Here is a 17,048-nt window from a genome sequence, read left to right on the forward strand (position 1 = left end):
TGTATTATCAATAATAAATATGTATAAGGCCTTTATATATCTATATAAAGGCCTTATACATAGCTTGATATTTCACATTTTTTTAGTAACTATATTTATTTTGCTAACTGAACCGCATTTTAGCTTTAAAGTAATATAGTTATTAAATTATTGATATATAATGGCATATTATTATTTGGCATAAATATATTAGCTTCTATGGTTAACTTTAGCGTAAAAATAACAACCTATTTTTGGCCATCTAATGTATTATGTTCTTTAGAAATTATGTGTATGCGGAGATATTCTTTTGATTAATGTATTCCTTGTCGATGATCACGAATTAGTCCGTACTGGGATTCGCCGAATTCTTGAAGATGTACGTGGTATTAAAGTCGTGGGTGAAGTTTCATGCGGAGAGGATGCCGTTCAGTTTTGTCGAGAAAATCAGCCAGATGTGATCTTGATGGATATGAACATGCCAGGTATTGGCGGATTAGAAGCGACTCGCAAAATTTTACGGAACAATGCTGATATTAAAATTATCGTATTAACGATACACACGGAAGAACCATTTCCAAGCAAAGTAATGCAAGCAGGCGGTGCAGGCTATTTAACTAAAAGTGCAGCACCTGACGAAGTGTTAAGTGCAATCCGTAAAGTACATAGTGGGCAGCGTTATATTGCGCCTGAAATTGCACAACAGATGGCATTAAGTCAATTTTCGTCTGCAGATGAGAACCCTTTCCAAAGTCTGTCAGAGCGTGAATTACAAATCATGATGATGATCACGAAAGGGCAGAGAGTGGTCGATATTGCCGAACAATTACACCTTAACTCTAAGACGGTTAATGCTTATCGCTATCGCCTATTCAGTAAGCTTAATATTAATGGTGACGTAGAACTGACTCACCTTGCGATAAGACACGGTATCTTAGATGCAGATACACTATAATTAAGCATGACCTTACTTAATTTCAATTGAGAAAGATGCCTTCGGGCGTCTTTTATTTTATGCCTTCAAAAGAACAATTCAATTATCAAGATTTCTTGAAAACAGTTTCACACCAACCCGGTGTTTACCGTATGTATGACCATAAAGATGTGGTTATTTATGTCGGTAAAGCGAAAGATCTACATAAACGCCTAAGCAGTTACTTTCGAAAAACCGTCGATCGTGAAAAAACGCGTGTATTAGTCACTCATATTACGAGTATTGATGTAACTGTGACGCATTCTGAAACCGAAGCGTTAGTGCTTGAGCATACGTATATTAAACGCTATCAGCCACGTTATAATGTTTCATTACGTGATGATAAGTCTTACCCTTACATTTTGATAACCGATCATAAGCATCCGCAATTAACGTCTATTCGTAATAAAAATAAGCGTAAAGGGCAATATTTTGGTCCCTATCCAAGTGGCAGCGCTGTACGAGAAAGTTTGCATTTAATGCAAAAGCTATTTCCTGTGCGTCAGTGTGAAGATAGCTATTATCAAAATCGTTCACGTCCGTGCTTACAGTTCCAACTTAAGCGGTGTTTAGGCCCTTGTGTAAAAATGGATAATCCTGAGGAATATCAACAACAGGTTGAACTTGCTGCGCTATTTTTGAAGGGTAAAAATACTGACGTAATTAATGAATTAGTAATTAAGATGGAGAAAGCCAGCCAAGAGTTAGCATTTGAAGAGGCAGCACGCTATCGCGATCAAATACAAGCATTAAGAACGATTCAAGAGCAGCAGTATGTGACATCTGATTTAGGTGAGATGGACGTTATCGGATTTGCCTTTAAAAATGGTATCGCCTGTGTACATTTGTTATTCGTACGCTCGGGTAAGGTGTTTGGCAGTCGTAGTTATTTCCCTAAAGTGCCTGCAAATACAGAAATGAGTGAAGTGATTCAGGCGTTTTTATTACAGTACTACTTGAATAAAGAGACTGAACAGGCGATTCCTAAGGAAATATTGTTAACGGAATTTGCGGAAGATAATGACTTGATTGAATCAAGTTTAAGTCAACTTGCGGGTCGTAAAATAAAGCTAACTAGCCCTAAACGAGGGGACAAGTCTAAGTTTTTAAGGTTGGCGCTTACTAACGCTGAAACGGCATTAACAACGAAGCTAGCAACGAAAAGCACGGTACTTAATCGTTTTAAAGAATTAGAAAAAGTATTAAACTTTGATGGCAAAATCCAACGTATGGAATGTTTTGACATTAGTCATACTGGCGGCGAACAGACGGTTGCTTCATGCGTTGTATTTAATCGAGATGGACCCAATAAAGCAGATTATCGACACTTTAATATCACTGGGATCACGGGCGGGGATGATTATGCCGCGATGGCCCAAGTATTGGATCGCCGCTTTAAGAAGGTTACAGAAATCGACAAAATACCTGATATTCTATTTATCGATGGTGGTAAAGGGCAAATGACACAGGCGGAGCAAGTGCTAACTCAATACGCTGATAATTTTACTGTTAAACGGCCCGAAATCATTGGTATTGCTAAAGGTGTGACGCGTAAAGCAGGTTTAGAGACGCTAATCTTGTCGGGTGCGTTGGACAATGTACCTGATATAGAGTTCTACTTACCCAGTGATTCAGCAGCTTTGCATCTTGTTCAACATATTCGTGATGAATCTCATCGTTTTGCGATTACTGGCCATCGCGCTCGTCGTAATAAAGTTAAACGTACCAGCTCTTTAGAAAATATTGCTGGTGTTGGACCGAAGCGCCGCCAAGTATTACTTAAATTTATGGGGGGGTTACAGCAGTTACGTAGTGCGAGTAGGGAGGAAATAGCAAAAGTACCAGGTATAAGTATTGATTTAGCAGAAAAAATTTATGATTCATTGCATCAATAAGCAAGATATAGGACTATAGGGATGTTTCAATTTCAAAAGCATGAGAATAATGAAAAACATACCAAATATTTTAACTTTGTTTCGCGTGATTTTAATTCCTTTTTTTGTTCTCGCGTTTTATTTACCAATTGAAAATTCGTTTTATATTGCTGCATGGATCTTTTTTGTTGCAGGTGCAACTGACTACCTTGATGGTTATTTAGCTCGACGTTGGGATGTATCAAGTAAGCTGGGTGCTTTCCTTGATCCTGTCGCAGATAAAATAATGGTTATCACTGCATTGGTGATGGTTGCGGGTGATCACGACCGTATCGCGGCGAGTGTCGGCGAACACAGTGCATTGTGGATAATGATCCCAACACTCATCATGATTGGCCGAGAGTTGGCTATTTCTGGCTTACGTGAATGGATGGCGGACTTGGGCAAACGTGCTAATGTTGCTGTCGGTAATGCAGGTAAATGGAAAACAAGCTTTCAAATGATGGCGCTAGGCGGTTTTGTTTGGCAACAAGGCCCTTGGATGGTTTACCTTGCTTATATCGTGTTTTATGCCGCAATGGTGTTAACGGTTGTTTCTATGGTGCAGTACTTTTCTGCAGCATGGGGTGAGTTAACAAGCGAAGATTAGACGTAACTGCTACGGGCCAGGTAGACTATTTTTTGGTTATCCCGTTATTCCGGTGATATTTAACCCCTTTTAGTTAAAAAACAGACTGTTTAGGTTGAAACGTAAGCGTTTTGATCGCGGAAGATAAAAGGGTGTTGACTCTATCTTTTAGGTCTGTAGAATGCGTCAGCACATAGGGTCTACAGCGGTTTATATAAAGCAGCTTAGATGAAATGTTAAAGAAATTGCCCGAGTGGTGAAATCGGTAGACACAAGGGATTTAAAATCCCTCGCTTAATAGGCGTGCCAGTTCAATTCTGGCCTCGGGCACCAATTTCTTTTTGTTAGGTATAACATTAAACATATAATTTGGCGGGTTGGCAGAGTGGCTATGCAGCGGATTGCAAATCCGTGGACCTCGATTCGACTTCGGGACCCGCCTCCATGATTTAGCTTGTAAATAGCAAGTTTATTGGTTCTGCACTGGAACGGATAAACTATAAAAATTCAGTGCCCGAGTGGTGAAATCGGTAGACACAAGGGATTTAAAATCCCTCGCTTAATAGGCGTGCCGGTTCAATTCCGGCCTCGGGCACCAATTAATACTAATACTAGAAATAGTATATCTCGCTAAGATGTAAAATTAGCACCCTGTATTAGCAACGAAAGTTGTGATGGCAGGATATGGCGGGTTGGCAGAGTGGCTATGCAGCGGATTGCAAATCCGTGGACCTCGATTCGACTTCGGGACCCGCCTCCATGATTTAGCTCGTAAGAGCAAGTTTATTGGTTCAGCACTGTGAACGAATAAGCTATAAATGTTTAGCAATAAACAACAGAATTCAGTGCCCGAGTGGTGAAATCGGTAGACACAAGGGATTTAAAATCCCTCGCTTAATAGGCGTGCCAGTTCAATTCTGGCCTCGGGCACCAATTAATACTAATACTAGAAATAGTATATCTCGCTAAGATGTAAAATTAGCACTCTGTGTTAACAATTAATTTGTCATCGCAGTATATGGCGGGTTGGCAGAGTGGCTATGCAGCGGATTGCAAATCCGTGGACCTCGATTCGACTTCGGGACCCGCCTCCATGATTTAGCTCGTAAGAGCAAGTTTATTGGTTCAGCACTGTGAACGAATAAGCTATAAATGTTTAGCAATAAACAACAGAATTCAGTGCCCGAGTGGTGAAATCGGTAGACACAAGGGATTTAAAATCCCTCGCTTAATAGGCGTGCCAGTTCAATTCTGGCCTCGGGCACCAACATTTTATAAAAAAACCAGCTTATAGCTGGTTTTTTTATGTCTAAAATTTACCTTGTATAAACTGGCTATTTATTTTTCGGATTATCTGAATTCATCAAAGCCGACTTTATCGGATAACATCTTATATTGTAAATAGTATCTCTGACAGTCGATTTTACAGCTGTGGCTAAAAGAAAGATGATTGATATTGTTCCTGAACTCTGGTTTATTTCAAGCTTACCTTCATTTACCGTCTATTATCGTTTATATGAAACTATGAAATATTTTATGGTTATTTAAGTTGCCGTTTAGTCAACTTGGGTGGTAAAAGTGAAAGCCAAAAGATATAAAGGTAGTACGGGTTTTACATTAATAGAATTGATCGTTGCCGTGATCATATTGGCTGCTTTAGCCGCGGTAGCGTTACCTAGCTTCATGCACGTTCACCGCGATGGGAAGGTAGTTACATTATCTAGTATTGCTGCGCAATTGGAAGAGCAAAGTCAGATAGCGCATCTTAAGGCGCTGGTTGATAATATTCCAGCCGCAGGTGAGTGTACTTTTGGTTGTGATGGGCATAATAATTGGAGTGTCACTAAGGGATATTATTATATTTTCATGGCCGATGGCTCAAAGCTGTTTATCCGCGATAGCTATCCATTTTATCAAGGTGAAGAAGATACTCATTTTAAACCTGCAATGGGCTTAAGTGATAGTCAGTTTGTTTTTGTTGAAGGAACCACGTTGAAAATTATTCCTAGGAGTTGGGAAAATGAACGTTCTGAGATAACAAATCATAATTTTAAATGTTATGTCGAATATGAAAACGCGGCTGAAACACGTAAGAATATAATAACAGTGCACAGTGCCGATTGTTAAATCGTTGTGATAATAAGCATATTGGATTTATTTTCAACCATATGATATCTATGCAAAGGTTTTCATTGACTCATATTTAGAATACGGTAAAGTAAGCGCATATCCGGTTAGGCAGCAGCTTAACAGTTTATCACTCAGCCCGAGTGGTGAAATCGGTAGACACAAGGGATTTAAAATCCCTCGCTTAATAGGCGTGCCGGTTCAATTCCGGCCTCGGGCACCAAATTTAGAAAAAGGCTTACCTTAACGGTAAGCCTTTTTTGCTTTCTGGCATTTAAAATAATCCTTGTATCTTTAAACTCGAGTGATTATGATATCTAATTATCCTTTATGGTTATTTATCTTCTATGCTACTTCGGTTGATGCGCTATTTTACTCTGTTGTTTGTTATGGTTATGGGCTTTAATTCTCAGGCTGACACATACACAGAATTAGCGATATCATCAAAACCGTTATTAGCACCAGCCTCTTTACTTGTAAATGCAAATGAAGCGGGTATTGCTTACCAAGATCTCGCTGAATCAGAACAACCTTCTGTATCATTACCAATTCATGCTTATGAATTTGCTTTAACGGAAACCTCTCGTTATACCAGTGCTGGTCGATTACTGTTAAATAATCCTGAACCGGACTATCAGATAGAGATTGAATTATCTATTCCACCATCGCCGTCTTTTGTGATTGGCTATGCGGTTAATATTAATTTTTATCAACATTGGTTGACTCAGATATCGTGTTCTAAGTCTCGACTATCGGGCTGGAAAGACAGTAATCTTTTATATTCCCACCGTCAGTATCCTGCTGTTATTACATTTGTTTAGACAAAAATGTAAGTATTAATCACACTGCTTTTTTGTTGCCTTTATTATCTGCTTATATTCCCTAAAGAGTTCTATAAATAGCGCCGTATATGGTATTGCAAATAGTGCAAACGTACTGTAAATAGCGTTTTTAATGGTCCTATTGTCAGCGAGTTATAAGCGAGTTAATCACCTATATGCCACCGCTTTATTTTTATAAACGGTACTTATATAACGCACCATTTATATACAGAAAACAGTATATAAATGGTCTTTATGTAAAGCTTGGCATTGATGGACTGCTATCAAATGACAAAAATAACAAATTCAAAAGTTCAACGTAAACGACTTAACCATTATGCAGGTTGGAAGTATGTGGTTTTAATCTGTACTGTCTTAATTATGCTATTAAGTGCGATCCCTACTATATATGGTGAAGATCCGGCACTGCAAATTAACCATAAACAAGACCAACAACCCGCTCTTCACGTGCTTAAGCAGACACTAGAAGGAAGTAATATTGCGGTAAAACGTATCGATCAAGACATGGATAAAACCACGATAGTGTTAACAGACTTAAGCACTCAAACACGTGCTAAGGCGATACTCGAAGCCACATTGCCAGCAGATGATGATATTACTTTAGCACTCGTTTCTGCTGCGCCGTCTTGGTTACAGAGTATGGGGTTGAAGCCAATCAAATTAGGTTTAGATCTACGTGGTGGTGTGCAGTTCTTGCTAGATGTTGATATGGAACCGGTATTCAATATCAGAGCACAGCAATTGGTAGATAACCTACGCACTGATTTTCGTGAGGAAGGGTTTCGAGGTGTTCGAATTAGCATTAATCATAATAATAGTTTGCAACTGAACTTGCCCACCGATGAAGCAAAAGTCACATTGTTGAAATTAATGCACAACAACTATCCGCAATGGAAAGTAACTCAGAGTTCGGGGTTATTGGTAGAGGTGGGTATTCCGCAAACTGAAAAGACCGACATCATTAACCTGACAGTGCAGCAAAACTTGCAAACTATGCGTAGTCGTATCGCAGAGTTAGGTATTACTGAAGCGATGGTTCAGCGCCAAGGTGAGCATCGTATCCGTATTGAATTACCCGGTGTGCAAGATCCTGCGACGGCAAAAAATGTGATAGGTGCAACCGCGAGCCTAGCATTCCACGAACTTGAAACCGTGCGCAGTGGCAGCATGCTGGTTAACAATAACGATGGTATTCCAATCCGCATTGCGCGTGATGCTATTTTGGGTGGTGAACATATTATTGATGCTCGAGCCAGTGTTGGTGAAATAGGGGCTGCAGAAGTTAATATTACGTTAGATAACGCGGGTGGTAAAAAAATGTCGAGTTTTACCAAGCATAATATTGGTAAGCCGATGGCAACGCTTTACAGTGAGTACAGTCGTAACGCGGATGGTTCCACTAAAAAGACCAACAACATTATTAGTGTTGCTACTATTCAAGCCCAGCTAGGCAGTCAATTTAGAATCACGGGTGCTGGCAATATGGCTGATGCACAAGAGCTTGCATTGTTGCTACGTGCAGGGTCGTTAACTGCACCTGTGACTATTGTTGAAGAAAGAACGATAGGTCCTTCACTGGGGGCCGATAATATTCAAAATGGCTTCTCAGCATTAGCGCTCGGGCTGGGTTTAACCTTGGTATTTATGGCGCTGTGGTATCGTCGTCTAGGCTGGGTTGCAAATATCGCGCTCATTGCCAATATTATTATTTTATTTGGTTTATTAGCTTTGATCCCAGGTGCTGTATTAACGCTACCGGGTATTGCAGGGTTAGTGCTTACTGTTGGTATGGCCGTCGATACAAATGTACTGGTGTTTGAGCGTATTCGAGATAAATTACGAGAAGGACGTAGTTTTGCACAAGCCATTGACTGTGGTTTTGATAGTGCATTTGCTACGATTCTTGATGCCAATATAACCACCTTAATTATTGCGGTTGTACTGTATTCGGTTGGCAGGGGACCCGTGCAAGGATTCGCTTTAACGCTGGGCTTAGGTATCTTAACCAGTATGTTTACAGGCATCTTGGTATCACGTGCATTAATTAATAAATTATGGGGTCGTGATACTCGTCATGACTTGAAGGTATAATGATGACTATCAATATAAACAATAGTAACAAAAAAAAGAGTAATAACTACAGTCAATTACGTTATATCAGCAGTGCTGTATCAGTGGTTTTTATGCTTGTTGCGATAGCATTTCTTAGTATTAATGGACTGAATTGGGGAGTTGACTTCACTGGTGGTGTTATTACTGAAGTGCAGATGGATCCAACGATTACAATGAGTGAGATCTCGCCTTTATTACAATCGGCATTGAACCAAAATGTTAATGTTATTGAAGGGGGGGAGATGGGTCGATGGATCTTACGCTACGCGGAACCTACGACTGGCATAGGTATTCCGGATATCACAGAGGTACTCGCGCCATTATCAACAAATATTCAAGTACTAAACACCAGTATTGTCGGATCTCAAGTTGGACAAGAGTTAGCGGAACAAGGTGGCCTAGCGATCTTAGTCTCGATGTTGTGTATCATGGCGTATTTAAGTTATCGCTTTGAATGGCGTTTAGCGTCGGGTGCATTATTTGCCTTGCTGCACGATGTATTATTTGTACTTGGGGTGTTTGCTGCATTACAACTCGAGTTTAACTTGACGGTATTTGCGGCGATATTGGCGATTATCGGTTATTCATTAAATGATTCTATTATTATTGGGGATCGTATCCGCGAGTTACTTATTCTTAAGCCTAATTTAGCAATTGCTGATGTGAATAATGATGCTATTGGGGCAACTCTATCGCGCACAATGGTAACATCTGGAACAACCTTAATGACGGTCTCGGCATTGTGGTTACTTGGGGGCGAACCTTTGAATGGATTCTCTGTTGCGATGTTCATTGGTTTAATTGTCGGTACATGGTCATCGATTGCTGTTTCGACTACGTTACCTGAATTCTGGGGGTTAAATGCCCGACATTATCAGGTCGTTGAGTTGAAAAAGGGGGGTTACGAAGACTAATACATTTATTATTGTAGGTAATTTGAGCGCGTGGGTTTGTTAATCCTGCGCGTTTATCTATGATAAACAGATCAATATGTAGATAATGTGATATAGCACAGACTATTTTTACTCTAACTTCTAATTAACCCCTACCGTTGTTTCATCTTGATTTAGGAATGTGTACTATAGCTATGTCAATAAATTGGCGTCGGTTAGTTTTTGACACTATTTAACAGTAGGTTAACTGTGGTTTATTTAAGTTTGAGTAAAGTTTAGCGTAGGCAGTAATATGGATACTACTAAGTCAGTTTTTGTAATTGATGAAAATATTGAACGGAGACAAAATTTAGAAACGATATTGTCCTTTCTTGGAGAAGGGTGGCAGAGTTATGACTCTCACATCGACATTAGTGCAAAGATCGATCTTGCTGCAAATAGTGTTATCGTGTCTTCAGATAGGTATTCAGAAAAGGAACTATTTGCGTTACTTGATGCTAACCCAATGAATCCATTTTTGACGTTTGGTACACAGGAAACAGCATCAAAGCAAGGTAATTTAATCGGTCATATCGAACATCCTTTTTCCTATCACCAGCTGACACTTTTACTCGGGCGTTGTCAATCTTATCGCCAATGTGTTACGAGTAAGTTAGGTCAATCAACCTCGGCCTCAAAAGCATTAATTAAACAGTTAGTAGGGCGTGGTGATGCGATTCAAAGTGTTCGCCATTTGATTACTCAAGTTGCGACTAAGGGTGCTAATGTTTTAGTTCTCGGTGAATCAGGTACGGGTAAAGAAGTTATTGCCCGTTCAATCCATGATGCATCATCACGTAATCACGGCCCATTTGTTCCTGTTAACTGTGGTGCGATCCCGGCTGAATTATTAGAAAGTGAATTATTTGGTCATGAAAAAGGTGCGTTTACGGGCGCGTTTTCAGCACGTAAAGGACGCTTTGAACTCGCAAGTGGTGGTACTTTATTCCTTGATGAAATCGGTGATATGCCGCAGCCAATGCAAGTGAAATTATTACGTGTTTTACAAGAGCGAGTTTTTGAACGCGTGGGTGGCAGTAAAGCAATTAAAGCTGATGTAAGGGTTATTGCTGCAACACACCGTAATTTAGAGAAAATGATCCTTGATGGCGAATTTCGTGAAGATCTTTATTACCGTCTGAATGTATTCCCAATTGAAAGCCCTGCATTGCGTGAGCGCCCTGATGATATACCATTACTGATCCAAGAGTTATTACGCCGACACGAAGCAGAGCGTGATGCGACAATCTTATTTACGCAACGGGCAATGGAATCGTTAATGCAACATTCATGGCCGGGTAATGTACGTGAATTATCGAATTTGATCGAACGTTTACTGATCATGACGGCTGGTAATATTGTTGATATTGGTGAGTTACCTGCTAAATACCGTTATAACGATGATGGTGAAAGTCAGAGCATTAGTTCAGAGTTACCGAGTGAATTAGCTGAGCGTGATGCAATATCTGCAATGTTTAATGATGATATTTTTGCCGATATAGAAGAAGAATCACAAGAAGATGGTTTCTTCTCGATGCCAAATAGTTTGCCTGAACGCGGCGTTAATCTGAAAGAGATGCTGGCCGAATTCGAAATAGACATGATTAAACAAGCCCTTGATCAACAAGCGCACGTTGTCGCCCGAGCTGCAGATCAACTTGGCATGCGTAGAACGACATTGGTTGAAAAAATGCGTAAGTATGGATTACAGAAAGAAGCCTAAATAAATGTAACCAAGTATAGATTTACTTATCCTTGATAAAACAAACGAGAAAGCTCAACGTGATGTTGGGCTTTTTTCTTTATATATACAATGGTTTACGCCCCTTTAATTATTGGCACACTAAATGCATCGTTAGGTGCGAGTCAATTTTTTAGCGGAGTGCTACCATGGTACAAGAATCTTATCCCGGCGAATTAGCAGAACTACGAGCACACAAAAATCGTAGTGAAAAGTTAGTAGAAGCATTGCCGTCAGGGTTGGTTATTCTTGATGGCAACGGTATGGTTATTGAAGTCAATAAAGTTGCTGTGCAATTACTTGGTGAACCATTGATCGATTCACGTTGGATGGATGTCATTCAACGTGCGTTTACCCCTAAAGAAGATGACGGACATGAAATTTCATTAAAGAATGGCTGTAAAGTTCAACTTTCGATCACGACACTTGGCACGCAGCCTGGTCAGTTAATAATGTTGACAGACTTAACGTATACACGTCATTTACAAGAGCGTGTCAGTCATATGAAACAGTTGTCGTCATTGGGGCGAATGGTAGCGTCATTAGCACACCAGATCCGCACGCCATTATCAGCGGCATTATTATATGGATCTAATCTAGCCAACCCGAATCTCCCGCCAGCATCAAAGAAACGTTTTCAAAGTAAACTTATTGAACGGCTTAATGATTTGGAAAACCAAGTTAATGACATGCTGCTATTTGCACGTACCGGCAAAGATTTAGTGGTTGAAGAGATTTCACTGCAGAACTTATTAATTCAAGTGCAAGCGGGCAGCGAAGCTATGATGTTGCAGACTGGTAGCAACATGCAAGTGACACTACCCGAACCCGATTTATTAATTCTAGCTAATCGTAATGCACTTTCTAGTGCGATTGGCAATTTGATACAAAATGCATTACACGCTTGTGGTCAAGGGGCTAACCTCGCTATTTCTGCAGTCCGCTCCGGTGATGACAAAGTCGCAATTGTGGTATCTGATGATGGTCCCGGGATCTCGACGCTCATGCAAGCAAAAATCTTAGAACCTTTCTTTACCACCAAATCACAGGGCACGGGTCTTGGCCTTGCTGTTGTACAAAGTGTGGTGAAAGCGCACCATGGCAGTTTAGAGTTGAACTCAACTGTCGGTGAAGGAAGTCGTTTTAGTATAATCGTACCGCTACATCGCGTAGCAGAACCTCAACCAATGGTAATAGGTGGATAATAGTATGTCCCATTCTCAAATTCTTGTAGTTGAAGATGATTTAGGTCTTCGTGAAGCCTTAGTTGATACCTTATTAATGGCTGGTTATGAGTGCGATGAAGTTGATAGCGGTGAAAGTGCACTGATTGCATTAGGTAAAAAAACCTATGATATGGTCGTGAGTGATATTCAAATGGGTGGCATGACGGGATTAACTTTACTGCATAATATTAAACAAAAACACCCCGATTTACCGGTATTGTTAATGACGGCTTATGCCAAAGTAGATGATGCGGTAACGGCAATGCGTAATGGTGCAGTTGACTACATTGGTAAACCTTTCTCTCCAGAAGTATTGATTAATCAGGTTGGTCGTTATGTACCACCACAAAAAATAGCTAAGCGCACACCTTGTTACGGTGATGAGAAAACAGAGCAACTATTAAGTTTGGCGCGTAAAGTGGCTAAATCAGATGCAACGGTCATGGTGACAGGTCCAAGTGGAACGGGTAAAGAAGTGCTATCACGTTATATTCATGATAATTCACTGCGTTATGACGGTCCATTTGTGGCTATTAACTGTGCGGCTATCCCAGATAATATGTTAGAAGCAACACTGTTTGGTTATGAAAAAGGCGCATTTACTGGCGCGATACAAGCATGCCCAGGAAAATTTGAGCAAGCACAAAACGGTACCATTTTACTGGATGAGATCTCGGAAATGGACTTATCGTTGCAAGTTAAATTATTACGGGTATTGCAAGAGCGTGAAGTTGAGCGCTTAGGTAGCCGTAAAACCATTAAACTTAATATACGAGTCATTGCTACCAGTAACCGTAATATGAAACAAGCTGTCTCGAATGGTGATTTCAGAGAAGATTTATATTATCGCTTAAATGTATTCCCATTAGCTTGGCTACCGTTAACTGAGCGTAAAGGTGATATTTTACCGATTGCGGAACATTTATTAAAATTACACTGCAAACAAAATAATATTCCAACGTTAGAATTACTTAACTGCGCGAAGGCGAAGTTACAGATTTATCATTGGCCGGGTAATGTACGTGAATTGGACAACGTGATCCAACGCGCTATGATTTTAGCGGTTGATGGGAAAATAAAAGATGCAGATCTTATTTTAGAAGATTTTACTGCCGCAGATTTTCAAGTCATAGCGCCGATTGCTCAAGTGCCACAGCTACATATTAAATCGGAAATCCCTGTGCGCAGTATTAATCAACCCAACGAGCCTTTAGGTAATGAATTACGTCAACAAGAGTATCAAATTATTTTGGAAACCTTGATTGGCTGTAATGGCGTGCGTAAAAACGTTTCAGAAAAATTGGGTATCAGTCCACGTACATTGCGCTATAAATTAGCGAAAATGCGAGAACAAGGCATCGAAATCCCTGCATAACTATTTATAAAAACAATCGTTATAAAAAGGCCGTAATTAATTGAAGTTACGGTCTTTTTTTTGTTGGCATGTTAATTGCTTCTCTCAAGGTAGGTCAAAAATATGACAACGAGGATAATCAATGAATATCGCAGCCAATAATCTCTACTCCGAAATGCAAAGCATGTCGTTACAGGCGACTAAATTTGAAGCAGATCCTACCGCGGTAAAAGCGCCAACCACAACATCTGCCAATTTTGGTGATATGTTGCAGCAAGCAATGGATAGTGTTAACGGATTACAGCAAAATACTGGTGATTTACGCACCCGTTTCGATCAAGGTGATCGCAGTGTGTCCCTAAGTGATGTTATGATAGCATCGCAAAAATCGGGGATAGCATTCGATGCTACGGTACAGGTTCGTAACAAATTGATCGAATCTTATAAAGAAATAATGAGTATGCCTGTTTAATCTCGGGTAAAGGAGTAACTCTGTGGCTGACATAGCTTCAAATACAGGTATCGTAAGTAATGACGATATGGGTAATGATTTAGCGCAACTAGATGAAAATGAGCAAAAAAGCTCAGCATTTGGTTTTTTCACTAATGCCGATATCTTACGTCAAATCATCCTAATCTTAGCATTAGCGATCTCGCTAACCTTAGTGGTATTTATTTTACTCTGGGGCAAAGAGCCTGAAATGCGTCCTTTAGGTACGTATCAAACGGTTGAACTCATTGAAACCCTCGAATTTTTAGACCAACAGAAAATAGAATATAAAATTAATGGTGATACGATCTCTGTTCCTGCTGAGCAGTATCAAGACATTAAATTACGATTACGTCGCTCAGGACTCGTCACTGCAGAATTAGAAGGTGACGATATTTTGATGAAAGATATGGGCTTTGGTGTCAGCCAGCGTGTCGAACGAGAACGTTTAAAATTGGGTCGTGAACGTCAAATATCACGGGCATTAACAGAATTTAAACATGTATCAAAGGCACAAGTATTATTAGCCATCCCAAAAGAAAATGTGTTTGCTAAGCGCGACAAGAAGCCCAGTGCAACAGTTGTATTAACGGTACGTAACAGCAACGCAATCTCGCAAGAAAATATTGATGCTATGGTGCAATTGGTTGCTTCTGCTGTTCAAGGCTTAGAACCCACCCGCGTAACCTTGACTGATCAAAATGGCCGCTTGCTGAACTCGGGCAGTCAAGACATGATGGCTGCAAAAGGTCGACGTGAATTTGAAATTGTACAAAATCATGAACGTGAGTACCGAGATAAAATAGATTCTATACTTATCCCTATCTTAGGTGTCAGTAATTATACCGCTGAAGTTGATGTATCAATGGACTTTAGTGTTACAGAGCAAACACAAAAACGTTTTAATCCCGATTTACCTGCAATACGCAGTGAAATGTTATTAGAGCGTCAATCGATTGGTAATGATAGTCAAGGTATTCCGGGGGCATTAACCAATCAACCACCACTAGACGCGGATATACCTGAAGAGGCAGCTGGAGAGAATGCCGCAGCTCGTCCTATTGGTCAATCTCAAAAAGAATCAACGCGAAATTATGAACTTGATACAACAATCAGTCACACTAAATCACAAACCGGTGTTATTCGGCGCTTAAGTGTGTCTGTTGCGATAGATTACATCAATAGTACAGGAGCCGATGGAACACTGGTGAGGGAACCTCGTAGTCAAGCTGAACTCGCCAATATCCGTCGTGTTTTACAAGGTGGCGTGGGCTTTAATGTTAACCGAGGTGATGCTCTTGAGGTGGTTGCTATCCCATTTAATCGCCCTGAATTGGCTGCGATGGCTGAACTTCCAATTTGGGAAGAAGAATGGTTCTGGCGTGCCGTACGTATTGCTGCTAGCTTAATCGTCATTGTGATATTAATCATGGCGATTATTCGTCCTATGATTAAACGCTTAATTAACAACGAACCGGAAGAAAAAGTAGAAGATTTAGATTTAGGTATCAGTGCGATTGAAAATGACGAAGATATGCAATTGCTTACTGCCGATACCGATGTGGATACCGACTTTGCAATGCGCAGAGGTCATTTACAATTACCGAACTTACACAAAGACGAAGATTTGTTAGAAGCGGTTCGTGCACTGGTTGCTAACGAACCTGACTTAACTGCATTAGTAATTAAAGAATGGATGATAGAAGATGCCTGATTCTAATAAACAAGTAGCGACAACGCCAAAGTTCGATGCAACAACCTTAACTGGTATTGAGCGTTCTGCGATCTTAATGTTGAGTTTAAATGAACAAGATGCTGCCATTATTTTCCGCCAGTTAGAGCCGAAACAAGTGCAGCGCTTGGGTATGGCAATGGCATCCATGAAAGATTTTTCTCAGGTGAAAGTAGCGGGTGTGCACCGTGCGTTTATTGATGACATTCAAAAGTTCACTAATATTGGTGTGGGCAGCGAAGACTTCGTTCGAAATGCATTAACAGCCGCGCTGGGTGCTGACAAAGCCGGTAATCTGGTTGATCAAATTATTATGGGTAGTGGCGCTAAAGGTCTCGATTCATTGAAATGGATGGATGCACGTCAGGTAGCTAGTATCATTCATAATGAGCATCCGCAGATCCAAACTATTGTATTATCTTATTTAGAACCTGAACAGTCAGCTGAAATTTTATCGCAATTCCAAGATAAGGTGCGTATTGATTTAATGATGCGTATTGCTAATCTAGAAGAAGTACAGCCCGCAGCTCTGCATGAATTAAACGAGATCATGGAGAAACAGTTTGCTGGTCAATCTGGCGCTCAAGCCGCGAAGATGGGTGGTCTGAAAGCAGCCGCAAATATTATGAATTACCTCGATACCAATATCGAAGGCCAATTAATGGATGCTATTCGTGAGTCTGATGAAGAGATTAGTCAGCAGATCCAAGACCTTATGTTTGTGTTTGAAAATCTGATTGATGTTGATGATCGTGGTATTCAAGCACTACTGCGTGAAGTAGCACAAGAACAATTACAAAAAGCACTTAAAGGTGCCGACGATCAGCTTAAAGATAAGATCTTTAAGAATATGTCGAAACGCCAAGTTGAAATTCTGGAAGATGATCTGGAAGCTATGGGACCAATTCGTGTTAGCGAAGTGGAGTCTGCGCAGAAAGAGATCTTATCAATCGCGCGTCGCTTAGCGGATAGTGGTGAAATTATGTTAGGCGGAGGTGGTGGCGATGATTTCTTATAATTGCATGATTATTAATGGTA

At 40.3% G+C, this 17,048-nt stretch carries 13 protein-coding genes and 8 tRNA genes; all 21 read left to right on the top strand.

What is annotated here, in order from left to right:
- Positions 1 to 289 precede the first annotated feature (289 nt).
- The gene (gene uvrY, locus HWV03_RS05210) at positions 290 to 934 is read left to right on the top strand and encodes a UvrY/SirA/GacA family response regulator transcription factor (RefSeq protein ID WP_067040185.1); all 645 of its coding nucleotides are present in this window, start codon (positions 290 to 292) and stop codon (positions 932 to 934) included.
- A gap of 35 nt (positions 935 to 969) precedes the next feature.
- Positions 970 to 2,847: an excinuclease ABC subunit UvrC gene (gene uvrC / locus HWV03_RS05215; protein ID WP_211678802.1), complete on the top strand. Its 1,878-nt coding sequence runs from the start codon at positions 970 to 972 to the stop codon at positions 2,845 to 2,847.
- A 49-nt stretch (positions 2,848 to 2,896) separates the two neighbouring features.
- The gene (pgsA, locus tag HWV03_RS05220; protein WP_211678803.1) at positions 2,897 to 3,475 is read left to right on the top strand and encodes a CDP-diacylglycerol--glycerol-3-phosphate 3-phosphatidyltransferase; all 579 of its coding nucleotides are present in this window, start codon (positions 2,897 to 2,899) and stop codon (positions 3,473 to 3,475) included.
- Between the two features lie 226 nt (positions 3,476 to 3,701).
- A tRNA-Leu gene (locus HWV03_RS05225) sits at positions 3,702 to 3,787 on the top strand.
- A 38-nt stretch (positions 3,788 to 3,825) separates the two neighbouring features.
- A tRNA-Cys gene (locus HWV03_RS05230) sits at positions 3,826 to 3,899 on the top strand.
- Between the two features lie 67 nt (positions 3,900 to 3,966).
- Positions 3,967 to 4,052, top strand: a tRNA-Leu gene (locus tag HWV03_RS05235).
- 88 nt (positions 4,053 to 4,140) lie between these two features.
- Positions 4,141 to 4,214 (top strand) — tRNA-Cys (locus HWV03_RS05240).
- Positions 4,215 to 4,301: 87 nt separating this feature from the next.
- Positions 4,302 to 4,387, top strand: a tRNA-Leu gene (locus tag HWV03_RS05245).
- A gap of 87 nt (positions 4,388 to 4,474) precedes the next feature.
- Positions 4,475 to 4,548 (top strand) — tRNA-Cys (locus HWV03_RS05250).
- Positions 4,549 to 4,635: 87 nt separating this feature from the next.
- A tRNA-Leu gene (locus HWV03_RS05255) sits at positions 4,636 to 4,721 on the top strand.
- Between the two features lie 311 nt (positions 4,722 to 5,032).
- Positions 5,033 to 5,581 (top strand): prepilin-type N-terminal cleavage/methylation domain-containing protein, encoded by a 549-nt coding sequence (locus tag HWV03_RS05260; RefSeq protein WP_211678804.1) that lies wholly within the window; start codon positions 5,033 to 5,035, stop codon positions 5,579 to 5,581.
- Positions 5,582 to 5,718: 137 nt separating this feature from the next.
- Positions 5,719 to 5,804 (top strand) — tRNA-Leu (locus HWV03_RS05265).
- A gap of 124 nt (positions 5,805 to 5,928) precedes the next feature.
- On the top strand, positions 5,929 to 6,402 hold the full coding sequence (locus tag HWV03_RS05270) for a hypothetical protein (protein WP_255547084.1): 474 nt from the start codon (positions 5,929 to 5,931) through the stop codon (positions 6,400 to 6,402).
- 273 nt (positions 6,403 to 6,675) lie between these two features.
- Positions 6,676 to 8,514 (top strand): protein translocase subunit SecD, encoded by a 1,839-nt coding sequence (secD, locus tag HWV03_RS05275; protein WP_211678805.1) that lies wholly within the window; start codon positions 6,676 to 6,678, stop codon positions 8,512 to 8,514.
- Positions 8,514 to 9,449 carry a protein translocase subunit SecF gene (secF, locus tag HWV03_RS05280; protein ID WP_211678806.1) on the top strand — a complete coding sequence of 312 codons (936 nt, stop codon included), beginning with the start codon at positions 8,514 to 8,516 and terminating at the stop codon, positions 9,447 to 9,449. Before secD ends, secF begins: the two co-directional genes overlap by 1 nt.
- A gap of 271 nt (positions 9,450 to 9,720) precedes the next feature.
- Entirely contained in the window at positions 9,721 to 11,190 is a 1,470-nt protein-coding gene (locus HWV03_RS05285; RefSeq protein WP_211678807.1) for a sigma-54 dependent transcriptional regulator, read from the top strand.
- A 167-nt stretch (positions 11,191 to 11,357) separates the two neighbouring features.
- Positions 11,358 to 12,413, top strand: coding sequence for a sensor histidine kinase (locus HWV03_RS05290; RefSeq protein ID WP_211678808.1), 1,056 nt, complete (start codon positions 11,358 to 11,360; stop codon positions 12,411 to 12,413).
- A gap of 4 nt (positions 12,414 to 12,417) precedes the next feature.
- On the top strand, positions 12,418 to 13,809 hold the full coding sequence (locus HWV03_RS05295) for a sigma-54-dependent transcriptional regulator (RefSeq protein ID WP_211678809.1): 1,392 nt from the start codon (positions 12,418 to 12,420) through the stop codon (positions 13,807 to 13,809).
- Positions 13,810 to 13,930: 121 nt separating this feature from the next.
- The gene (gene fliE / locus HWV03_RS05300) at positions 13,931 to 14,260 is read left to right on the top strand and encodes a flagellar hook-basal body complex protein FliE (protein WP_211678810.1); all 330 of its coding nucleotides are present in this window, start codon (positions 13,931 to 13,933) and stop codon (positions 14,258 to 14,260) included.
- Between the two features lie 22 nt (positions 14,261 to 14,282).
- Positions 14,283 to 15,992: a flagellar basal-body MS-ring/collar protein FliF gene (gene fliF / locus HWV03_RS05305; RefSeq protein WP_211678811.1), complete on the top strand. Its 1,710-nt coding sequence runs from the start codon at positions 14,283 to 14,285 to the stop codon at positions 15,990 to 15,992.
- Positions 15,985 to 17,028, top strand: coding sequence for a flagellar motor switch protein FliG (gene fliG / locus HWV03_RS05310; RefSeq protein WP_211678812.1), 1,044 nt, complete (start codon positions 15,985 to 15,987; stop codon positions 17,026 to 17,028). The genes fliF and fliG overlap by 8 nt, the downstream gene beginning before the upstream one ends.
- Positions 17,029 to 17,048 lie beyond the last annotated feature (20 nt).

The organism is Moritella sp. 36 (genome assembly GCF_018219415.1).
Lineage (GTDB): Bacteria > Pseudomonadota > Gammaproteobacteria > Enterobacterales > Moritellaceae > Moritella.

Bases quoted from the DNA above. Each gene is read 5' to 3' on its own strand.
- uvrC (WP_211678802.1), top strand. From the start codon at position 970: ATGCCTTCGGGCGTCTTTTATTTTATGCCTTCAAAAGAACAATTCAAT.
- pgsA (WP_211678803.1), top strand. From the start codon at position 2,897: ATGAAAAACATACCAAATATTTTAACTTTGTTTCGCGTGATTTTAATT.
- HWV03_RS05270 (WP_255547084.1), top strand. From the start codon at position 5,929: ATGCTACTTCGGTTGATGCGCTATTTTACTCTGTTGTTTGTTATGGTT.
- secD (WP_211678805.1), top strand. From the start codon at position 6,676: ATGGACTGCTATCAAATGACAAAAATAACAAATTCAAAAGTTCAACGT.
- secF (WP_211678806.1), top strand. From the start codon at position 8,514: ATGATGACTATCAATATAAACAATAGTAACAAAAAAAAGAGTAATAAC.
- HWV03_RS05285 (WP_211678807.1), top strand. From the start codon at position 9,721: ATGGATACTACTAAGTCAGTTTTTGTAATTGATGAAAATATTGAACGG.
- HWV03_RS05290 (WP_211678808.1), top strand. From the start codon at position 11,358: ATGGTACAAGAATCTTATCCCGGCGAATTAGCAGAACTACGAGCACAC.
- HWV03_RS05295 (WP_211678809.1), top strand. From the start codon at position 12,418: ATGTCCCATTCTCAAATTCTTGTAGTTGAAGATGATTTAGGTCTTCGT.
- fliE (WP_211678810.1), top strand. From the start codon at position 13,931: ATGAATATCGCAGCCAATAATCTCTACTCCGAAATGCAAAGCATGTCG.
- fliG (WP_211678812.1), top strand. From the start codon at position 15,985: ATGCCTGATTCTAATAAACAAGTAGCGACAACGCCAAAGTTCGATGCA.